Source organism: Comamonas halotolerans (assembly GCF_030162935.1).
GTDB lineage: Bacteria > Pseudomonadota > Gammaproteobacteria > Burkholderiales > Burkholderiaceae_C > Comamonas > Comamonas halotolerans.
The window spans coordinates 348,682-368,932 of sequence record NZ_JASAUZ010000001.1 but is presented as its reverse complement, the minus strand read 5'-3'; the positions used below and the strand labels follow the sequence as shown (position 1 = coordinate 368,932).

At 56.6% G+C, this 20,251-nt stretch carries 15 protein-coding genes; all 15 read right to left on the bottom strand.

The features are described from left to right. Positions 1 to 4 precede the first annotated feature (4 nt). A complete protein-coding gene (locus tag QEP11_RS01680; protein WP_284334833.1) occupies positions 5 to 724 on the bottom strand; it encodes a phosphoribosylanthranilate isomerase in 720 nt (239 codons plus the stop codon). A 24-nt stretch (positions 725 to 748) separates the two neighbouring features. After that, positions 749 to 1,564, bottom strand: coding sequence for a tRNA pseudouridine(38-40) synthase TruA (gene truA / locus QEP11_RS01675; protein ID WP_284334832.1), 816 nt, complete (start codon positions 1,562 to 1,564; stop codon positions 749 to 751). A gap of 49 nt (positions 1,565 to 1,613) precedes the next feature. Beyond that, the gene (locus QEP11_RS01670; RefSeq protein WP_284334831.1) at positions 1,614 to 4,277 is read right to left on the bottom strand and encodes a FimV/HubP family polar landmark protein; all 2,664 of its coding nucleotides are present in this window, start codon (positions 4,275 to 4,277) and stop codon (positions 1,614 to 1,616) included. A gap of 394 nt (positions 4,278 to 4,671) precedes the next feature. Further along, positions 4,672 to 5,784 carry an aspartate-semialdehyde dehydrogenase gene (gene asd, locus QEP11_RS01665; RefSeq protein WP_284334830.1) on the bottom strand — a complete coding sequence of 371 codons (1,113 nt, stop codon included), beginning with the start codon at positions 5,782 to 5,784 and terminating at the stop codon, positions 4,672 to 4,674. A 392-nt stretch (positions 5,785 to 6,176) separates the two neighbouring features. Beyond that, positions 6,177 to 7,253, bottom strand: coding sequence for a 3-isopropylmalate dehydrogenase (leuB, locus tag QEP11_RS01660; RefSeq protein ID WP_284334829.1), 1,077 nt, complete (start codon positions 7,251 to 7,253; stop codon positions 6,177 to 6,179). Between the two features lie 116 nt (positions 7,254 to 7,369). Continuing rightward, a complete protein-coding gene (leuD, locus tag QEP11_RS01655; protein WP_284334827.1) occupies positions 7,370 to 8,026 on the bottom strand; it encodes a 3-isopropylmalate dehydratase small subunit in 657 nt (218 codons plus the stop codon). Between the two features lie 27 nt (positions 8,027 to 8,053). Then, positions 8,054 to 8,179 carry an entericidin A/B family lipoprotein gene (locus tag QEP11_RS01650; protein WP_284334826.1) on the bottom strand — a complete coding sequence of 42 codons (126 nt, stop codon included), beginning with the start codon at positions 8,177 to 8,179 and terminating at the stop codon, positions 8,054 to 8,056. 99 nt (positions 8,180 to 8,278) lie between these two features. After that, the gene (locus QEP11_RS01645; RefSeq protein ID WP_284334825.1) at positions 8,279 to 8,629 is read right to left on the bottom strand and encodes a hypothetical protein; all 351 of its coding nucleotides are present in this window, start codon (positions 8,627 to 8,629) and stop codon (positions 8,279 to 8,281) included. Between the two features lie 20 nt (positions 8,630 to 8,649). After that, positions 8,650 to 10,071, bottom strand: coding sequence for a 3-isopropylmalate dehydratase large subunit (leuC, locus tag QEP11_RS01640; RefSeq protein WP_284334824.1), 1,422 nt, complete (start codon positions 10,069 to 10,071; stop codon positions 8,650 to 8,652). Positions 10,072 to 10,113: 42 nt separating this feature from the next. Continuing rightward, positions 10,114 to 11,055 (bottom strand): LysR family transcriptional regulator, encoded by a 942-nt coding sequence (locus QEP11_RS01635; RefSeq protein WP_284334823.1) that lies wholly within the window; start codon positions 11,053 to 11,055, stop codon positions 10,114 to 10,116. A 307-nt stretch (positions 11,056 to 11,362) separates the two neighbouring features. Continuing rightward, on the bottom strand, positions 11,363 to 13,432 hold the full coding sequence (locus tag QEP11_RS01630; RefSeq protein ID WP_413788668.1) for a TonB-dependent receptor family protein: 2,070 nt from the start codon (positions 13,430 to 13,432) through the stop codon (positions 11,363 to 11,365). A 234-nt stretch (positions 13,433 to 13,666) separates the two neighbouring features. Continuing rightward, positions 13,667 to 16,081: a membrane-bound PQQ-dependent dehydrogenase, glucose/quinate/shikimate family gene (locus tag QEP11_RS01625; RefSeq protein ID WP_284334821.1), complete on the bottom strand. Its 2,415-nt coding sequence runs from the start codon at positions 16,079 to 16,081 to the stop codon at positions 13,667 to 13,669. Between the two features lie 319 nt (positions 16,082 to 16,400). Further along, entirely contained in the window at positions 16,401 to 17,540 is a 1,140-nt protein-coding gene (gene dnaJ, locus QEP11_RS01620; protein ID WP_284334819.1) for a molecular chaperone DnaJ, read from the bottom strand. 97 nt (positions 17,541 to 17,637) lie between these two features. Then, on the bottom strand, positions 17,638 to 19,578 hold the full coding sequence (dnaK, locus tag QEP11_RS01615; RefSeq protein ID WP_284334818.1) for a molecular chaperone DnaK: 1,941 nt from the start codon (positions 19,576 to 19,578) through the stop codon (positions 17,638 to 17,640). Between the two features lie 109 nt (positions 19,579 to 19,687). After that, the gene (grpE, locus tag QEP11_RS01610; protein ID WP_284334816.1) at positions 19,688 to 20,242 is read right to left on the bottom strand and encodes a nucleotide exchange factor GrpE; all 555 of its coding nucleotides are present in this window, start codon (positions 20,240 to 20,242) and stop codon (positions 19,688 to 19,690) included. Between the last annotated feature and the right edge of the window lie 9 nt (positions 20,243 to 20,251).

Here is a 20,251-nt window from a genome sequence, read left to right as displayed (position 1 = left end):
AGGATTAGGGGGCAATTTGGGCATCGGCAACGCGTACTGCGTCTACGAAGCGTTGAATCTTTTCAGCATCCTTGATGCCCTTGAGCGGCTTGCCGTCAGGGCTGTTGGCTTCTACGCCGGAGCTGACATCAACTGCCAAAGACTGGCAGCGGGGTCTGACTTGGCGAATGCCATCGGTCACGTTTGCAGGCGTAAGCCCACCAGACAAAACGAGGTGAGCGTTGACGCTTGTTGGAAGGAGTGACCAATTGAATGCTTTGCCTGCACCACCGTAGCCGTCCACATGGGCGTCTAACAAAATGGCCTGGGCCTGAGAGTATTGTTTTGCGTATTTTACGAGGTCAAAGTCCTTGGCGTCTTCGCCGAGGGGAATACGTGCTGCGCGCAGAAAGCGATGGCGCCCGTTTCCGGTCACTTGTGCGCACATTTCCGGTGTTTCATCACCGTGAAATTGCAGCAAAGCATGAGGAATCGCATGCACGGCAGCGGCGATGTGTTGCGCCTGTGCGTTGACAAACAAAAGCACAGGAGTGATGAAAGGCGGCAAACGCCGGGCCAGTTGGGCCGCACGCTCAAGGGTGACAGCCCGTGGACTTGGCGCATAGAGCACAAAACCCAAAGCGTCCACCCCAGCCGCGACCGCGGCATCCACATCGCATTCACGGGTCAGGCCGCAGACTTTGATTCGTGTGCGTGAAATAGAAGCTGTCGACACAGTATTCATAAGCGTTGGAGGCCAAGGCTGGGCCTAAGGTAGCCAGTCAAAGCCGGGCACATGATCGGGCAAACCCCACTTGGTATCGTAGCGTGGTCCCATGAAATACAAACCGTCAGGAGAAAAAGTGGGAGCAGCAACATCGCGAGAGCGTGCTCGTAACACTTGCTGAATCCAGGATGGTGGATGCTTGCCCTGGCCCACGTAGATCAGGCAGCCCATGATATTGCGAATCATATGATGCAAAAATGCATTGCCCTCAAACTCAAAGCGCCAGTAGCAACACTCCATGCCATGCACGCTTGCATCAATGAGCGTGCGACGAGCAATGTCGATGCGGTGCAGGTGCTTGACGGGGGTCAGTGCTTGGCAAGCTGATGCGCGGAACGACGTGAAATCGTGTTCGCCCACCAAATAGGAGGCTGCTTGCCGCATTGCATCGCCATCCAGGGTGTTGAATACCCAGCCCACACGACCATTCTCCACACTGGGGCGCACGGGGGACTGCAGCAGTACATAGGCATAGCGGCGTGACGTGGCGCAGGCGCGGCTGTGAAAGCTGTCAGGCACGGCTCGCGCCCATTGCACTGCAATGTCTGGCGGCAAGAAAGTATTGGTGCCACGCACCCATGAGCTGTCGGGACGGACGATGGGGGTGTCAAAGTGCACGACCTGCATCAGCCCATGCACGCCGGAGTCTGTCCGACCCGCGCACAGAGTGGACACGTCCTGAGTAGCAAAGCGGCCCAGGGCCGCTTCAAGTTTGTCTTGGATGGTGTTGCCATCCTTTTGGCTCTGCCAACCGTTGTACGTTTGGCCGTTGTAGCTCACCCCAAGGGCTAAGCGCATGTGGGCTCCTGCGCAAGCGGCAGCGCCGCTTCAGAAAAAATGCGGTGTATCAATCAATTTCAGACAGCATCTTTTGTGCTCGCTGCTTGAGTGGGCCGCTGGCTTCTGCCAGTACTTCTTCAATCAAGGCGCGGGCACCTTCGCTGTCGCCGATAGCGTTGAATTCCTGTGCCAAGTCCAGCTTGGTAGACAGGGGGTCATTGGGCAGATTGTGCACTGGCTCGGCAGGCGCTGCAGGCTCGGTATCAGCACCCAAGTCCAAATCAAGGGAACCCAGGTCAAAGTCCAGTCCATCTTGGGGCTCGGAGTCGTCTGGCGTCAAGAAAGGGTCGCTGGTCTGCGCAGTTTCTGAAGGCAACGGGCTTTCCAGGTCGATGTCCAGGCCTGAATCCAGTGTGAGATCGGGCTCTGGTGCGGCAGGGGCTGCTGCGGAGGCTTTGACGGAGGCATCAAAGCCCGATAGGTCCAAATCCAGATCATTTAGGTCGTGTGCGCTATGGCCCTCTTCCATTTGCGTGTCCTGCACCAAGGTGGGAGGGGCTTGCAAGGATTGGTCGGCAGTGACGTCCAGCCCACTGTCTAAGGTGCTGCTCAACTCCAGTCCAACATCATCAATGTCTTGCGTTTCGGTACTTGGACGTGAGGAGCTGGTCTGCTTCTCTAGATTGAAGTCGATTTCAGGGGGAGCCTGCACTGCCGCCGCTGCTGCGACAGCAGCGGGAGCTGCTGAGGAGCCCTTCTTGAGATTGGTGGGATCGACTGAAGTTGCGTCAATTGCAGATGCAAAAGCCGAAGAAGGCTTCTTACCTGTGTCGGCCGATTCTGCCGATGCGAAGAAAGGATGGGTGGGGTCCATTTGGCGCCCCATTTCGATCACGCGCAGCCACTCGGGGTCTTGATTGCCGCTGGTCGCTTGCATGCTGCGTGCAATGCTCTCAAGCGCCTTGATGTCATGGCGCTTGACGTAGATTTCCGCCAGCTTGACGTAGATGGACAGTCGATCAGGCTGACTGAGCAGCGCCTCCTTTAGAATTTCCTCTGCCTGTACATCTCTGCCATAAGCCAGATACACATCTGCTTCGGCAACCGGATCAACATCGCCCCCACCGTCAAGCTGGCTGGGCGAGTAAGCCATGGTGGTGGCACCCTCTTCTGAAGCACTCGTGTCTACCTGCTGCCCGCCGCTGCCACCAAAAAAGGAGTCAGGCTGCAACTGGCTATCCCCCATACTGGGATCGTGAGCGACCTGGGCAGCACGGCGACGCTTCCACGCGGTGTAACCCAACAACCCCAGGAGCAGTGCGACAAGACCAGCTCCCGCAGGAACCAGTGGGTTGCTCAGCAAAGACGGTTCAGGTTCAGGGGGGGGGGGAGGAACGACAGCCTTTGGTTTGGGTGCAGGCTTTGCAGGGGCTGGTTCAGCTGCTTTGGATGCACTGTCATCCACTGCTGCACTGGCAGTTTCAGCGGCTGCCGCTGCTGTGGCATTGGGTACTTCAACGGTAGGCGCAGCAGTGCCTGCTGTTTCGTTAGAAGACGCGGTTTGCGTTGCTTCTACGGCTGCCGGAGTTGCAGCAGATGCTGGTGCTGCGTCGGTGGCTGCAGGTGCAGTGGTCACAGAAGCCGTGGGTGTCGTGGAGCTTTGCGCCAGCTCATTGAGCTCTGCCAGATTGCGCTGTAATTCATTGAGGCGGCTGTCTTGGTCCTGAGCCTGTTTTTGTTCTGCGAGCTGGGCTTCAGCGACAGCATTCTGTACAGCGCCTTTGGAAAGTGTCAGCTTGTCAGGAGTCTCTGCGGAAGGACGTGTTTCTGCCACGTTGGCTTGCACCTGGCCGCTGGAGCTGCGGTCAGCAGCTTGCACTTCTGCTTGAGGTGCCTTGGCGGCCAAGCTGCGACGGTAGGCATTGAAGTCACGACTTTGGGCTGCCACGATCTGACGGGCTTCACTGGCGGAGGTCTCAAGCGCCTGGTCACGGCTAGGCATTTGCACGACGGCGCCTGCGCGGATACGGTTGACGTTGCCGTTGATGAATGCCTTGGGATTGCTGCGCAACATGGCTACCAGCATTTGATCCAGCGAAACTCCTGATGGACGGTTGGCATTGGCAATGCGTCCGGCTGTATCGCCTGCACGAACCTGGACATTGCTAGCCACATCACTCGAGTCAGTGTTCGAAGACTCAGGGGGGGGGATTGGCGTGCTGCGCTGGCGTGGGGCACTGGCAGCACGGTTATTAGGAGGAGTGACAGATACAGAGGGCGCCGCTACTTGTGGCGCAGTGGTGATCACTGGGCTTGTGCGTTGTGAAGCAGGAGGATCCAGCAGCATGGTGTAGCTGCGAACCAGGTGCCCTGTGCTCCATTGCGTCTCCAGAACCAAGTCCACAAAAGGCTCTTGAATGGGGGAACTGCTGGTCAGGTGCAGACTGGTAGTCCCATCAGCGTTGCGTTGAAGCTGCACCTGGATAGACCGCGCAGCTGCACTGAAATCCATGCCTTGGGCATGAAACACTTCTGCAGAAGCGATTCGCGCCACCAAGCTGTCAATCTCTGCAGTCGTTGCTTGCGGAATGGTAATTTCGGCGTTCAGCTTTTCGCCCAGAGCAGAACGGACATTGAGTGGGCCCAACGCTAGTGCGGACGCATCGGTGGTTGTCAGTGCAGCAGATACAAAGGCGGCTGCGGCCAAGGCTGAAAGTTTCCAACGATGCATGTTTTGGGTCACGTCCAAATGTTGTGCCGAAGTGAGGACGGCGGTTGTTCTTATCGAAGTACCGCACTCAGGCTCTCCTGCGGATGGTGGTACTGACAAAGACATTAGCAGTATTGCCAGGGGGTGACAAGCAAAGCCAAAGTGCGAAAAAACATGGCCTCCCACGAGAAAGCCTTGTCAGGCTGTGATTATGACAAGCTGTACCGCTTGCGATTGACAAGGATGCGGTCATCCTGCTTCACAGCAAAGAATTGAAGCCTTGTATTGCTTTAAGTCCGGGGACGGTTCGTGTTATGAATGGTTATTGTTGTGTGATGACGACAAGGCAGCAGCGCCCTGAACATGAAAAAAGGAAGCCAGAGCTTCCTTTTTTCATGTTCAGGCAAAGCCTTGTTCACTTGGCCAGCAAGATGCGCAACATGCGGCGCAGGGGCTCCGCAGCGCCCCACAGCAGTTGGTCACCAATGACGAAAGCAGACAGATATTCACCGCCCATGTTCAGCTTGCGCACGCGACCCACAGCGACTTCAAGGCCACCAGTCGTGGCGGCTGGTGTCAGCTCCTTGACGGTTTCAGCGCGGTCGTTAGCCACGAACTTGACCCAAGGATTACCACCCTTGATCAGTGCTTCGATCTCTTCCAAAGGCAAATCCTTCTTCAGCTTCAATGTCAGCGCCAAAGAGTGGCAGCGCATGGCGCCGATGCGTACGCACAGGCCATCGACCGGAATTGTCGCTTCTGTGCCGAGGATCTTGTTGACTTCGGCCTGACCTTTCCATTCTTCCTTGGATTGGCCGTTGGGCAGTTGTACGTCGATCCAGGGAATCAGACCACCAGCCAAAGGGGCCCCGAAGAACTCGGTAGGCACGTCGGTGCGGATGGTTTGTGCCACCTTACGGTCGATATCCAAAATGGCGGATGCTGGTGTGGCCAGTTCATCGGCCACAGCGGCGTGCACCACACCCATGCCTTTGAGCAGTTCGCGCATGTGGTTCGCACCGCCACCCGAAGCTGCTTGGTAGGTCATGGAGGACACCCATTCCACCAGGCCAGCCTTGAACAGGCCTCCCAGGCCCATGAGCAAAATGGAGTTGGTGCAGTTGCCGCCAATCCAGTTCTTGCCTCCGGCAGCCAGCTTCTTCTGAATCAGGTCGTCGTTGACCGGGTCCAGCACGATGACAGCATCGTCTTCCATACGCAGCGAAGATGCTGCGTCAATCCAGTGACCATTCCACCCTGCAGCGCGGATTTTGGGGAAGACTTCCTTGGTGTAGTCGCCGCCCTGACAGGTGATGATGATGTCGCACTTGGACAGTTCGGAGATGTCATTAGCGTCCTTCAGCTCGGTATGCACCGTAGCCATGGCAGGAGCCTTGCCGCCAGCGTTGGAGGTGGAGAAGAACACGGGCTCGATCAGCGCGAAGTCACCTTCGGCCTGCATGCGGTCCATCAAAACGGAACCGACCATGCCACGCCAGCCCACCAAACCTACCAATTGCTTGCTCATTTTGAAACGCCCTTAAAAGAAGTTGCGAAGACAGATGTATTAGCTCAATCTGGCTTTCTGCAGCCGGCTCGTCTGGCCGGTAAAAGGGCGCGCGACGAACCGGGCTGTGTCAGCCTTTAATCGTCGTAATGGTTGCCGCGCACGCAGTCACGCCTGCCAGCAAGGCAGTTGTCATTGAGACGGCGGTGATGGACATGGCAAACATGATTTTGAAATTGTAGCTTAACTAATGCGGCTTTAGAGAAACTAATCTCTGCACACTGCGCGCCGCCGTTCGTTGTAGTGGCATTGTGGCGGCAAAAGCCTGTCACAACACCTGAAATTTGCTTTGCAGGGATTAGCTGCGCGAAAAAGGCCGCGTGCATGGATGAGAAACACGCGGCTTGGGATGCTTACAGGGCAGCCAATGCTGCAACGACCGCATCGCCCATTTCGCGGGTGGAGACTTTGGTCGTACCTTCGCTGTAGATATCAGCGGTGCGCAGTCCATCGGCCAACACTTTTTGCACGGCAGCTTCGATCTTCTGCGCAGCAGCTTCCTGGTTCAACGAGAAGCGCAGCATCATGGCAGCCGACAAGATGGTTGCCAGGGGGTTGGCGATGCCTTTGCCAGCAATGTCCGGAGCAGAACCGTGGCTGGGCTCGTACAGGCCTTGCTTTTTATCGTTCAGCGATGCCGAGGGCAGCATGCCAATGGAGCCAGTCAGCATGGAGGCTTCGTCGGAAAGGATGTCTCCAAACATATTGCCAGTGACGACCACGTCAAAGCGCTTGGGTTCCTTGACCAGTTGCATGGCGGCATTGTCGACATACATGTGATCCAACGTGACGTCGGGGTACTGCTGGGCAACTTCGGAGACTACGTCTTTCCACAGTTGGAAGGTTTCCAGCACATTCGACTTGTCAACGCTGGTCACGCGCTTGTTGCGCTTTTGTGCAGCCTGGAAGGCAACGTGCGCGATGCGCTCGATTTCGGGGCGAGAGTAGCGCATGGTATCGAACGCTTCTTCGCTGCCAGGAAAGTGCCCATCGGGGGCGCTGCGGCGACCGCGTGGCTGACCAAAATAGATGTCCCCTGTCAGCTCTCGGATGATGAGAATGTCCAGGCCAGCGACCAGTTCAGGCTTGAGGCTGGAAGCGTGGGTCAACTCTTTGTAGCAGATTGCCGGACGGAAGTTCGCAAACAGACCCAAAGCCTTGCGCAGGCCCAGAATGGCTTGCTCGGGGCGCAGGGGGCGATCCAGTGTGTCGTACTTCCAGTCACCCACTGCGCCAAACAAGATGGCATCGGCTTCCTGCGCCAGCTTCAGGGTCGCAGGTGGCAGGGGATGGCCCGCTGCTTCATAGCCAGCGCCGCCCACGGGCGCAGTTTCCATCTGCAGATCCAAGTCCAGCGCGTTGAGCACCTTCACGGCTTCTGCAACGATTTCCGGGCCGATGCCATCTCCTGGCAAAACTGCAATTTTCATGTTGTTCCTCGACGTTAGAAAACTGCCGGTGCTGTGTGTTGAGCAGGGACAGAGGGGATCCGCAAGCTCAGCGCACCGCACGGGCAGCGTATTTATTTATAGATGTTGTAGTTGTTTCAAGCCTGTACCAAGCTGCGCGACAGCCAGGGCTTTTGAGCCAGGCGTTCAGCTTCAAAGGCCTTGATCTTGTCAGCGTGACGCATGGTCAGGCCAATGTCGTCAAAGCCGTTAAGCAAGCAGTACTTGCGGAAAGGAATGACATCAAAGGCAATTTCTTCGCCTTGAGGGCGCACGATGACCTGGCGCTCCAGATCAATCGTCAGTTCGTAGCCTGGGAAGGCTTTGACTTCGTTGAACAGCAGGTCAATCGTGGCTTCTGGCAATACGATGGGCAGCAAGCCATTCTTGAAGCTGTTATTGAAGAAAATGTCGGCAAAGCTGGGTGCCAGAATGGCGCGGAAACCATATTGGTCAAGCGCCCAGGGCGCATGTTCACGGCTGGAGCCGCAGCCAAAATTTTTGCGTGTCAGCAAGATGCTGGCACCTTTGTAGCGAGGCTGGTTCAGCACAAAGTCCGGATTGGGCTTGCGCTGCTCTTCTGGCACACCGGGCTCACCAGGCTGGTCCAGATAGCGCCATTCATCGAATGCGTTCACGCCAAAGCCGGTCTTCTTGATCGACTTCAGAAACTGCTTGGGAATGATGGCGTCGGTGTCGACGTTCTCGCGATCCATGGGGGCGACAAGGCCCTTGTGTACGGTGAATTTTTGCATGACGTTCGAAGGTGTTCGGTTGCCAGATTAGCGGGCTGCGCGCTCAATGGCGCTACCGGCTTGCTGCACGTCCTGACCAATGCCCTGGACAGTGTTGCAAGCGCCCAAAGTAAAGGCCAAGCCGATCAAAAGAATCGTGAAGGAAGGCTTCATGGTGTGGCTCGCGAAGTCAGAGTAGAAAACAAGATTATGTGAACTTGCGGATGTTGTCGACGTGAGTGGGGCAGCTGCGCATATCGGTTCATTAAGGGTCTAGCCCATCCAGGCTCTGACGAGATGATTGGGAGTGAGCCAACTTGACAGCTGGACGAGTGAGGGAAACAAGGCCAAGGTCATAAAAAAACCGAGTGCCATAACGGCAATGCATGTTGTTCTGGCTTGGCAGATGGTTCCGAGTTCAAAGACAAGGCTGATGATGCACAACACAGCCAAAGGCACAGAGAAGATGAAAAGGTAGATGAGAATCGGATAAATGTTTCCCGCAGCTAAAAAAGCGATGGTCCCAATAAAAGGAGAGAAAAACGACATCAGAATGCAAAAGAGCTTAGGCATTTGTGGCACGTTGAGCTCGATATCTGCTTGCTCTAATTTGGGGCGTTTCATCTCTCGGCCTTGATGCTTTCTCAGCTAAAGCGTCGGATGTCCACAAAGTGACCGTGAATGGCAGCAGCAGCAGCCATGGCAGGGCTGACTAGGTGGGTGCGGCCACCAGCGCCTTGTCGGCCTTCGAAATTGCGGTTGGAGGTCGATGCGCAGCGCTCACCGGGCTCCAGGCGGTCTGCATTCATGGCCAGGCACATGGAGCAACCGGGTTCGCGCCACTCAAAACCTGCGGCCTTGAAAATCTGGTCCAGGCCTTCGCGCTCAGCCTGTTCTTTCACCAGACCAGAGCCAGGCACCACCATGGCCAGCTTGATGTTCTTGGCCACTTTCTGCCCCAGTTTCTTCACCACAGCTGCAGCTTCGCGCATGTCTTCGATACGGCTGTTGGTGCAGGAGCCAATGAATACCTTGTCGACAAAAATGTCGTTCAAAGGCTTGCCGGGCTCCAGCGCCATATAGGTCAGCGCACGCTCAATCGCGCCGCGCTTGTTCGGGTCCTGTTCCTTGTCTGGATCGGGCACGATGGCGTCAATGCCCAGCACCATTTCAGGAGAAGTACCCCAGGTGACTTGTGGCACGATTTCAGCAGCATTGAGTTCGACCACACGGTCGAATTGCGCATCGTCATCGGAGTGCAGTGTCTTCCAGTACGCCACAGCGGCATCCCATTCGGCGCCGGTTGGGGCCAAAGGCCGACCTTTGACATAGTTGATGGTTTTGTCATCCACAGCCACCAAGCCGGCGCGTGCACCGCCTTCAATGGCCATGTTGCACACAGTCATGCGGCCCTCAATGCTGAGATCACGAATGGCTTCGCCTGCAAACTCGATGGTGTAGCCGGTACCGCCTGCCGTACCAATCTTGCCGATGATGGCCAGCACGATATCTTTGGCAGTCACACCAGGTGCGACCTTGCCGTTCACTTTGACCAGCATGTTCTTGGCCTTTTTGGCCAAGAGAGTCTGGGTAGCCATCACATGCTCGACCTCGGATGTGCCAATGCCATGCGCCAGCGCACCGAATGCTCCGTGGGTGGAGGTGTGGCTGTCACCGCACACCACAGTCATGCCGGGCAGAGTAGCGCCTTGCTCAGGGCCCATCACGTGAACAATGCCCTGGCCTTTATCCATGAAGGGGAAGAAGGCTGCTGCGCCAAACTCGGCAATATTGCTGTTGAGTGTGGTGATCTGTTCCTTGCTGATAGGGTCTTCAATACCGTCATAACCACGCTCCCAGCCATTGGTAGGCGTGTTGTGATCGGCCGTGGCTACCACGGAGCTGATGCGCCACAGCTTGCGACCCGCCATGCGCAGGCCTTCAAAAGCCTGCGGACTGGTCACTTCGTGCACGAGGTGACGGTCAATGTACAGAATGGATGTGCCGTCTTCCTCGGTGTGGATGACGTGCTCATCAAAAATCTTGTCGTAAAGGGTGCGTCCCATAATTTGTTCTCTTCGTGGGTTGGGAAGTTGTCTCTTGAAATTTTAGGCAACAGCCTTGGATGTAGGCACCCAGCCTTTGCCGAGGTGTTCCACCAGCAAACGCGATGTCACAGGCAGCGCATCAAAGTCACGAGCCACCAGACTCAAGGTGCGTTGCGCCCAGCTGTCAGTCAAAGGCACACTCTTCAAATTGCCCACGCCGTGCATGAGCTCAAACGCACGATCGGGGATCAGGCCAACACCCAGTCCGTTGTCAATCATGCGGCACATTGCATCCAGGCTTGTGACCTGAATACGCTGATGCAAGGGATGGCCAGAGCGTGCGGCCGCACCGCGCATGGCCAGGCTGATGGAGCTGCCACCGTGCAGGCCTACGATGTCCCACTCCAGCACTTCCTCAAAAGAAATGGCGTCGCGCTGAGCAAGCTCATGATCTTGAGGTACGACGAGCACCAGGTTATCTGTGCGGTAAGGGCGGGTTTGCAGGCCGTTGGTATTGGCTTGGCCCATGTTGCAGATGCCGATATCAGCCGTGCCTTCCTGCACGGCTTGCAGCACGTCGGCAGAAAGATGTTCCTGCAAGTCAATCTTGATCTGTGGATGCTCCTTGCTGAAGGCGCCCAAGTCCTCTGGCAGGAACTGCACAATCGCCGAGATGGTGGCATGCACGCGGACATGTCCGCGTACACCATCAGCATATTCCGAGAGCTCGCCTTGCATGCGTTCCAGTCCGTACAGCACATTGCGAGCGTGATGTAACAGGCTTTCGCCGGCGGGTGTCAAAGTCACGCCGCGGCTGTGGCGATACAGGAGTGCCGTGTCTACGGCGGCTTCCAGATCTGACAGGCGTTTGCTGACTGCGGAAGCGGCAATGTATTCACGCTCGGCAGCGCGACCAATACTGCCAAGCTCACACACAGCGACAAACAGCTGCAGCGAGGTTAGGTCGATTCGGCGTGCAAAACTGCGTTCGGAATTTTTCATGGCGGGGAACTCTTTTTCAGTCTTCTCGTTTTGAGAAGTTAAAAGTATTTTCTCACCATATTTATGCCTTTGTCATCGCGCAATGCGAAGTCTGGAGGCATGAAAGCACCATTAAAGCCTTCGTGATCTGCGATGGCTTGCTTGGGTTATATGGGTTTATCAACAAGGAAGTCCAAACCTGTCTACTCCAGACAGCAGCAGTGATAGGCATGCGGAGTGTCTGGGCCATCAAAAAACGCCAGTCCTGTTTGAGGAGCTGGCGCTGTGGCTTGCAAGCTGCCTGCGTACGCAGGCAGAGTGGCTTCGTTTAGAAGTTGTAGCGCAGATTCACGCCGGTGCTCCAATTGCGTCCTGGCGCGGATTCATAAAAACGTCCGTTGCCATCATTGACGATGGCCGAACCTATATACTGGCGATCGAACAGGTTGTCAACACGAGCAAAGGCGTTGAGCGTCCAGGCTCCCAGGTCTTTGGTGTAGCCCACACTCGCTGATGCAATCGTGAAGCCGGGGGCTGCGGCAGTGTTGTCATCATTGACAAAGACTTTGCTGGCGTGCTGCGCCGAAAGGCCCATGCGCCATTGCGCTGCGGGGCGAAAGTTCACGCCCACAAATGCGTTGTGTTTGGACAGGCCGGGCAGCATATTGTCTGCAGTATCACCCTCGCGGAATTTGGCGTTCAAGTATGTGTAGGCAGCTTGCACGTCCCATTGGCGCGAGAGCTGGATGTCGGCTTGCAGCTCTGCTCCGAAGCGGTGTGTCTTGCCTGCATTACGGTAGGCGGTGCGGCCACCCAGTGAGGCATCGCTGACGATTTCGTCCTTGGTGCTCGAATAGAACACCGCAGTGCTCCACATGCCTTTGATGTCGCCTGTGAGGCGTTGGCGATAGCCCAACTCGTACTGGGTGCTGACGCTGGGTTGCAGCGCAAGATTCAAGCCGCCGGTGAAGTCCGGGCGGTATGAAAGCTCGGCAAATGTAGGGGTCTCGAAGCCTCGACCTGCACTGGCGTACACCGTATCGTTGGGTGTGAGCTGGTGCGACAGCGCAACCACGGGCAGGGCCTTGCTGTGGGTGACATTGCCGGAGTCATCAGGGTTGCCTGCTCGGATATAGCTGTCATCGGATTCGAATTTGACACGGCTATAGCGCATGCCGGTATCCAGCGTCCAGGTAGGGCTCAGCTTCCACGTGGCCTGGATATAGGGGTCTACATTGCGGATGGTGTTTTTTTCATCGCGCTTCAACTCACCTTTGACTCCGGTGGCGGTAGGTGCATTCACGTCACCGACATAGTTCTTATAGCCTTGGCGGTCTTCCCGCACATAGTCCAGAGCCAGGCCTGCAGTCACTGTCACGGGGATGGGGGCATCTTCAAACTTGCCGGTCCAGCGAGCATCCAGGCCTGCATAGTCACGCGACATGTCGATCACACCGCCTGCATGCTTGGCATTTTCTTGAATAGCGTAGCCTGTAGCAGGATTCTTCAATGGAATCGATTGGTACTGCTCCATGGAGCGATGACCAGCATAAGCTGTCAATGCCATGCTGTGATTGGCGTTCAGGCGACGTTCGTAAGTGGCACCAATTTGTGTCTGCTCCAGCGACTTGCGGGTGTTGAATGTTTCTGCCACGCCGGAGGATTGACGAGGTCTGGCGCGGTACTGTTCCCATGTCAGGCCCTGGGGATCCTGCGCATCCGACTTCATCGTGTTGGCGGTGACAGTCAGGCGCGCGTCATCACCAATGGCGGTGCTGAGCTTGGCGTTGGCCGTATTACGATCGGCAGCACTATGGTCGCGGTAGCCATCGGCCAGGAAACGGCTGGCACTGACCACATAGCTCAGGCCCTGAGCAGTTTGTCCGCCTGCCTTGGCTGCAAAGCGTTTTTGACCATCGCTGCCAAAGTTCACGCCACTTTCTACAAATGGGCGGCCTTCCGGTGCTTCGGTAAACACGCTGAGCACGCCGCCTGCCGAGTTGCCATACAACGCCGAGTAGGGGCCGCGCAGCACTTCAACGCGCTCCATGCTGGCAATGTCGATATGCGAGAGTGAACCCTGGCCATCAGGCATGGTGGCGGGAATACCGTCCACATACAGGCGTACACCACGCACACCAAAGGTGGAGCGAGCGCCATAGCCGCGTATGGACAATTGCAGGTCTTGTGCATAGTTCTGGCGGTTTTTGACTTGCAAGCCTGGCACGCCCGCCAAACCTTCGGAGAGGTTGACCTGCATTTGTTGATCACGCACCTGCTCACCGTCCAGCACAGTTGCGGAGGTGGGCAGCGTCTGCAGGCTGTAGTTGCCTGCGGCTGAGCGTACCTCGATTGCGTCCAAGGTGGGTGGTGTGGTTTGTGCGTGGGCCGTCAGCATCAGGCCACCAAGCAGTGCAGTGACAGCGTGGCTTAGAACGGACGGGGTGAAAGCAGGCATGGTGTGAACTTCCATGAAAACAGCAGAAAAATTCAATGTTGGTTGGCAGAGTGTGTGGCTAGCTCAGCAATCTGTCCCCAAGCCATCGGGCACGCATGTGGTGGGGGTGGTTTTGGGACAGTGCACAGGGCTTGTGAAAAAGGGTGGCCTTTGGCCACCCTTTGTGCGTTTGCTTTACTTCTTCGGCAAAGCGTAGGCGATCACATAGTCCCCCTTTTCCGTAGTCATGCGTGCGCCACCTGCAGAGATCACTACAAACTGGCGCCCCGATTCGGGTGACAGGTAAGACATGGGAGCAGCTTGGGCGCCCACAGGCATGCGGTGTTTCCACACTTCCTGGCCTGTCTTGTTGTCGAAGGCTCGGAAATAGCGGTCCATGGAGCCGGCAAAGAAGGTCAGACCACCGGCCGTGGCAATCGGGCCAGCCAGTGAAGGCATGCCTATGGGCATGGGTACATCCACTGTGACGCCGCCCATCTTTGAGCCAGCAACGGTTCCCAGCGGAACTTGCCAGGCGATTTGCCTGGTGTTCATATCAATCGCGGTCAGGTTGCCCCACGAAGGCTGATGGCAAGGCAAGCCCAGGAAGGAGTTGAAGGCACCACGGATGGACTGGTAAGGTGTGCCCACTTGCAAGTGCGTCGCCCAGCCAGACTTGTGGCCGCCATCTCCGGCCTTCAGCTTCGCCAGCTGGTCAGCTGCGGTGTCCTGGGGTGCCAAGAAGCCAATCTGCGGCATGCGCATGTCGTTGACGATGTACATATTGGTACGTGGGTCAAACGCATGACCACCCCAGTTGAAGCCGCCGTAGTAACCGGGGTAGATCAAAGTGGGTTCGGTGGTCAGCTTGGTGTAGGGGCCGTCGTAACGCAGCTTCTTATACTGAATGCGGCAGTACAGCTGGTCAAACATGGTGGCGCCCCACATGTCTTTTTCCTGCATGTCCATCGGTGCCACCTGGGGCATGCCGACCGACCAAGGCTGAACGTCAGACGTGGCATCGCCTTCCTGGAATTCCTTGGGTGCGGGGAGGTCCTTGACTTCAGCCAACGGCTTGCCGTTGGTACGGTCCAGCAGGAACAACTGGTGGGTCTTGGTGGCTGCCACCAACGCCTTGTTCACACCGCCGTTGCCGTCAGGCAAATCCATCAGTGTGGGAGGCGTGCCGTTGTCGTAGTCCCAGGTGTCCATGTACAGGGTCTGGAACTTCCAGGCTTCTTTGCCGGACTTGCCCTGGATGGCCACGATGGTGGTGGCGTACTCGTTCATCTTGGGCGTACGGTGTGCGCCCCAGAAGTCCGGCGTGGCGTTGCCCAAGGGCAGATAGATCAAGTCCAGTTCAGGGTCATAGGAACCGTTGGACCAGAAATTGGGGGTACCACGGGTGTAGGTCTGGCCTTCAGGGGGCAGCTTGGTGATTTCGGCATTGCCCAAATCCCATGCCCAGTCGAGCGAACCGTCAACCAGGCTATAGGCTCGCACGACACCGGATGGCTGGTCGGTTTGGCGACCATCCCAGACCCATCCACCGATGATCACGCGGTCACCAGCCACCAGGGGTTGTGAAGTGGGCATGTAGTAGAACTGCTGGTACTCGCCCATGCCCACGCTTAGGTCGGTATAGCCCTTGCCAGTGTCGCCAAAGTTTTGGCACACCGCGCCAGTTTGTGCATCCAGCGCCCACAGGCGGCCATCCTTGTCGGTGGTGATGATGCGTGCTTCGCACTGTGCAGGCTTGGCTGCAGTGTTGGTCTTCTTAGCGGTCTGGAACGCAGGCACTTCATAGTAGGCCACGCCACGGCAGCGGCTCCACCACTTGTTTTCGTTGGTCTTGGGGTCAAACACCCACTTTTCTTCGCCGGTTTCGGCGTTCAATGCAATCACCTTGTTCTGGGGGGTGCACAGGTACAAGGAATCGCCCACCTGGATGGGCGTGTTCTGGTCTTCGTTGCCGCCGCCAGTCTGTGCGCCGGTACGATAGGTCCAGGCTACTTCCAGTTCATTGACGTTGTTGGTATTGATCTGGTCAAACGCTGCAAAGCGCTGGTTGCCGGCATCGCCGCCGTAGTATTTCCAGCTGTTGTGTTCGCTTTTGGCATCGGTCACGGCGCCGAGGTCATTGACGATATCCACGCCCTTTCTGGCCGTGTTTTCAATGACATTGTGCGGTGTTGTCAGGGAAGCCGCACCCGCGGCTAACACCACAGCCTGTATGGCCACCGCAGGAAGTGCGATGTTCTTTGCATTAGGGCGCAAAGCGCGCATGGCCAGAGCCGCGATCACGCCCAGAACCAGTACGGGAGCCAAGCGGGGTACCAAGCCCCAGAATGTGGTGCCCACTTCCGCCAGTGACCAAATGGCCGTGCCAATCACGACGACCAAATACAGCAGGCCGCCTTCTGCTTTGGCACGGACCAGCAAGACACCGGAAATGAGAGTGGCAGCACCGGCGAACACGTAGTACCAGGATCCGCCGAGGGACATGAGGCGGATGCCGCCAATCAACAGTACCAGGCCAATCAGGGTGAGTACTGCGCCAAAAATGCGCGGCCACACAGGGCCGCTTGCATTCGGGCTAAGGTTTGACATAGAAAAAAATCCACTTGAGGTAATAAGTGGCGGGATTCTAGGAAGTACAGCGCATATCTGCTGAGCATGTCTTCTATAAGAGCGGCAGGATTTTCTTGCGCGATGAAAATTTGTATTTCTCTCAGCGATCAAGGGTAAACCCTGTGCTTCAAGTGTCTGATGTTGTTTGTTTTTATTGTTTTTCAGTAAAGAATGAAGCATCAGTAATATTTGCAAAACCTTGCTCGTACATTGGTCTTAACTGTCGTGAAGAGCTTTGTCTCGCATAAAAAAACCCTGCCTAAGCAGGGTCGGTATGCAAATATTGCTTTTAAGAAAATTAGCTGAAAAAGCGCTTGAGCTTGTCTGTCCAGCTTTCACCATTGGGGGAATGCTTGGCACCGCCTTTTTTCAGTGACTCTTCCAGTTCACGCAGCAACTTGCGTTGGTATTCGGTGAGTTTCACCGGTGTTTCCACCACGATGTGACAGTACAGGTCGCCGGGATAGCTGGAGCGCACACCCTTGATACCCTTGCCGCGCAGGCGGAACTGTTTTCCGGCCTGTGTACCTTCGGGAATATCGATCGCAGCTTTGCCCTGCAGTGTCGGCACCTCGATCTCGCCCCCCAAAGCTGCAGTGATGAAGCTCACCGGCACCTGGCAGTGCAGGTCATCGCCTTCACGCTCGAAGATGTCGTGTTCCTTGATGCGAATTTCGATGTACAGGTCACCCGGAGGGCCTCCATTCATGCCTGGCTCACCGTTGCCGGTGGAGCGAATGCGCATGCCGTCATCAATGCCTGCTGGAATCTTCACCTCCAGCGTCTTTTGGCGCTTGATCTTGCCTTGTCCGCTGCAGGCTGTGCAGGGCTCAGGAATGATCTTGCCAGTGCCGCGGCAATGCGGGCAGGTTTGCTGCACGCTGAAAAAGCCCTGGCGCATCTGAACCGATCCCTGACCACCGCAGGTAGTACAAGTCTTGGGGCTGGTGCCAGGCTTGGCGCCGCTGCCGTGACAGGTGTCGCATGCCTCCCAGCTGGGAATGCGAATCTGCGCATCCTTGCCCTTGGCGGCTTCCTCCAGCGTGATTTCCATGGAGTAGCTCAGGTCGTTGCCACGGTAGACCTGACGGCCTCCTCGTGCACCACCAGCACGGCCACCGCCGAACATGTCGCCAAAGATATCGCCAAAGGCTTCTGCAAAACCGCCACCGCCAAAGCCTGCGCCGCCGCCCATGCCATTGTTCGGGTCCACACCAGCGTGGCCATATTGGTCATAGGCCGCGCGTTTTTGGCTGTCCGAGAGCATCTCGTAGGCCTCTTTGACCTCCTTGAAACGCTCTTCGGCTTCCTTGGATTTCTCACCCTGATTTCGGTCAGGGTGGTATTTCATTGCCAACTTGCGGTAGGCTTTTTTCAATTCTTCGTCCGAGGCGTTCTTTGTCACGCCGAGGACTTCGTAAAAGTCGCGTTTGGACATTGGTATTTACTGCCGGTAAAAAACAGGAACGCCGCGCAAGTCGCCTTGAGAGGCGGCAGCGCGGCGGCAAGCGGTCAGGAATGCCGCTGCGTCCAAATTACTTCTTCACTTCCTTGACTTCGGCATCCACGATGTCGTCGTCGCTCGCACCAGCGGGCTTGGCCTGCGCTGCGTCTGCTGCAGCCTCGGCACCAGCACCGCCTGCAGCAGCTGCTTGAGATTCGGCATACACCTTCTCGCCCAGCTTTTGGCTGGCAGTCATCAAGGCAGTGGTCTTGGCTTCGATGGCGTCCTTGTCTTCGGTCTTCAAAGCTTCTTCCAACTCCTTCACGGCAGCTTCAATAGCCTCCTTTTCGGCTGCTTCCAGCTTGTCACCGTGCTCACCCAGGCTCTTCTTGATGCTGTGAACAGCGGCTTCGCCCTGGTTCTTGGCCTGCACCAGCTCCAGCTTCTTCTTGTCGTCGGCTGCGTTCAGTTCCGCATCCTTGACCATTTGCTGGATTTCCTCTTCCGACAAACCGGAGTTGGCCTTGATGGTGATCTTGTTTTCCTTGCCAGTACCCTTGTCCTTGGCAGAAACGTTCAAGATGCCGTTGGCGTCAATGTCAAAGGTCACTTCGATCTGAGGCACGCCACGTGGAGCGGCTGGAATGCCTTCCAGATTGAATTCACCCAGTGCCTTGTTGCCCGAAGCCATTTCACGTTCGCCCTGGAACACCTTGATAGTCACGGCAGGCTGGTTGTCGTCTGCAGTGGAGAAGGTCTGTGCGAACTTCGTGGGAATCGTGGTGTTCTTGGTGATCATCTTGGTCATGACGCCGCCCAGGGTTTCGATACCCAGAGACAGAGGTGTCACGTCCAGCAGCAGCACGTCAGAGCGGTCGCCTGCCAGAACCTGGCCTTGCACGGCAGCACCGACGGCCACGGCTTCGTCAGGGTTCACGTCCTTGCGAGGATCCTTGCCGAAGAATTCCTTGACCTTCTCTTGCACCTTGGGCATGCGGCTCATACCACCCACCAGGATCACGTCCTGAATGTCAGATACAGAGATGCCTGCGTCCTTGATGGCAGTGCGGCATGGAGCGATGGTGCGCTCGATCAGGTCTTCCACCAGGCTTTCCAGCTTGGCGCGGGTCAGCTTGATGTTCAGGTGCTTGGGGCCAGTTGCATCAGCGGTGATGTAAGGCAGGTTGACGTCGGTCTGTGCTGAGTTGGACAGCTCGATCTTGGCCTTTTCCGCCGCTTCCTTCAGGCGTTGCAGAGCCAGCACGTCCTTGGACAGATCCACGCCTTGTTCTTTCTTGAACTCGGCAATGATGTAGTCAATGATGCGCTGGTCGAAGTCTTCGCCGCCCAGGAACGTGTCGCCGTTGGTTGACAGCACTTCAAACTGCTTTTCGCCATCCACATCAGCAATTTCGATGATGGACACGTCAAAGGTGCCGCCACCCAGGTCATACACGGCAATCTTGCGGTCGCCCTTGCCCACCTTGTCCAGGCCAAAAGCCAGAGCAGCAGCAGTAGGCTCGTTGATGATGCGCTTGACTTCCAGCCCAGCGATGCGGCCCGCGTCCTTGGTGGCTTGGCGCTGTGCGTCGTTGAAGTATGCAGGCACGGTGATCACGGCTTCAGTCACAGCCTCGCCCAGGAAGTCCTCGGCGGTCTTCTTCATCTTGCGCAGTACCTCGGCAGAGATTTGGGGAGGCGCCAGCTTTTGACCACGCACTTCAACCCAGGCGTCACCGTTGTCAGCCTTGGTGATGGTAAAAGGCATCAGGTCGATGTCCTTTTGCACTTCCTTCTCATCAAACTTGCGGCCGATCAGACGCTTGGCTGCGTAGATGGTGTTCTTGGGGTTGGTGACTGCCTGGCGCTTGGCCGATGCACCAACCAAGATTTCGCCGTCTTCCTGGTAGGCAATGATCGAAGGCGTGGTGCGTGCACCTTCGCTGTTTTCGATCACGCGAGTTGTGTTGCCTTCCATAATGGCAACGCAGCTGTTGGTTGTGCCCAGGTCAATACCGATGATTTTGCCCATTTGAATGCTCCGAATACTGAAATGTTGGTTTGATTGGCTTGTAACTAGGGGTGAACACTAGGTTTTCAAGCCATATCGTTGAATTAATTTGCGCTGTGTGCTTATGCACTTACTTTGGGGCCGCCACGGTGACCAGGGCGGGGCGCAGTACGCGATCTGCAATCAGATAGCCCTTTTGCAGCACGGTCACAATGGTGTTGGCTTCTTGTTCGGCTGGCACCACCGAAATGGCTTGGTGCTGGTGCGGATCAAACTTGCTGCCCGCCTCAGGCGCCACGATCACCACCTTGTTACGCTCCAGAGCATGTTGCAGTTGGCGCAAGGTGGCGTCCGTGCCTTCGCGCAATTGCTCCGAGGTTGCATTCTGGATGGCCAGTGCTGCGTCCAGGCTGTCACACACAGGCAGCAGGCTTTCTGCAAAGCTCTCGATGCCGAATTTTCGGGCTTTGCTGACTTCTTCGTCTGCGCGGCGGCGCATGTTTTCAGCATCAGCCTTGGCACGCAGGTACTGGTCTGCCATTTCGGCGTTTTTCGCCTTCAACTCGTTCACCTCGGCTTGCAGTCGAGAGATTTCGTCGGCCACATTAGCGGCCATCGCAGCTTCGACTTCCTCGGGGGATGCGTCTACAGGGGCTACGTGGGACGTGTTTGTTTGTTCTGACATGTGGATAGC

Excerpts from the sequence above, each read along its gene's own strand:
- QEP11_RS01680 (WP_284334833.1), bottom strand. The coding sequence starts at position 724 with ATGAATACTGTGTCGACAGCTTCTATTTCACGCACACGAATCAAAGTC.
- truA (WP_284334832.1), bottom strand. The coding sequence starts at position 1,564 with ATGCGCTTAGCCCTTGGGGTGAGCTACAACGGCCAAACGTACAACGGT.
- QEP11_RS01670 (WP_284334831.1), bottom strand. The coding sequence starts at position 4,277 with ATGCATCGTTGGAAACTTTCAGCCTTGGCCGCAGCCGCCTTTGTATCT.
- asd (WP_284334830.1), bottom strand. The coding sequence starts at position 5,784 with ATGAGCAAGCAATTGGTAGGTTTGGTGGGCTGGCGTGGCATGGTCGGT.
- leuB (WP_284334829.1), bottom strand. The coding sequence starts at position 7,253 with ATGAAAATTGCAGTTTTGCCAGGAGATGGCATCGGCCCGGAAATCGTT.
- leuD (WP_284334827.1), bottom strand. The coding sequence starts at position 8,026 with ATGCAAAAATTCACCGTACACAAGGGCCTTGTCGCCCCCATGGATCGC.
- QEP11_RS01650 (WP_284334826.1), bottom strand. The coding sequence starts at position 8,179 with ATGAAGCCTTCCTTCACGATTCTTTTGATCGGCTTGGCCTTTACTTTG.
- QEP11_RS01645 (WP_284334825.1), bottom strand. The coding sequence starts at position 8,629 with ATGAAACGCCCCAAATTAGAGCAAGCAGATATCGAGCTCAACGTGCCA.
- leuC (WP_284334824.1), bottom strand. The coding sequence starts at position 10,071 with ATGGGACGCACCCTTTACGACAAGATTTTTGATGAGCACGTCATCCAC.
- QEP11_RS01635 (WP_284334823.1), bottom strand. The coding sequence starts at position 11,055 with ATGAAAAATTCCGAACGCAGTTTTGCACGCCGAATCGACCTAACCTCG.
- QEP11_RS01630 (WP_413788668.1), bottom strand. The coding sequence starts at position 13,432 with ATGCTGACGGCCCACGCACAAACCACACCACCCACCTTGGACGCAATC.
- QEP11_RS01625 (WP_284334821.1), bottom strand. The coding sequence starts at position 16,081 with ATGTCAAACCTTAGCCCGAATGCAAGCGGCCCTGTGTGGCCGCGCATT.
- dnaJ (WP_284334819.1), bottom strand. The coding sequence starts at position 17,540 with ATGTCCAAACGCGACTTTTACGAAGTCCTCGGCGTGACAAAGAACGCC.
- dnaK (WP_284334818.1), bottom strand. The coding sequence starts at position 19,578 with ATGGGCAAAATCATCGGTATTGACCTGGGCACAACCAACAGCTGCGTT.
- grpE (WP_284334816.1), bottom strand. The coding sequence starts at position 20,242 with ATGTCAGAACAAACAAACACGTCCCACGTAGCCCCTGTAGACGCATCC.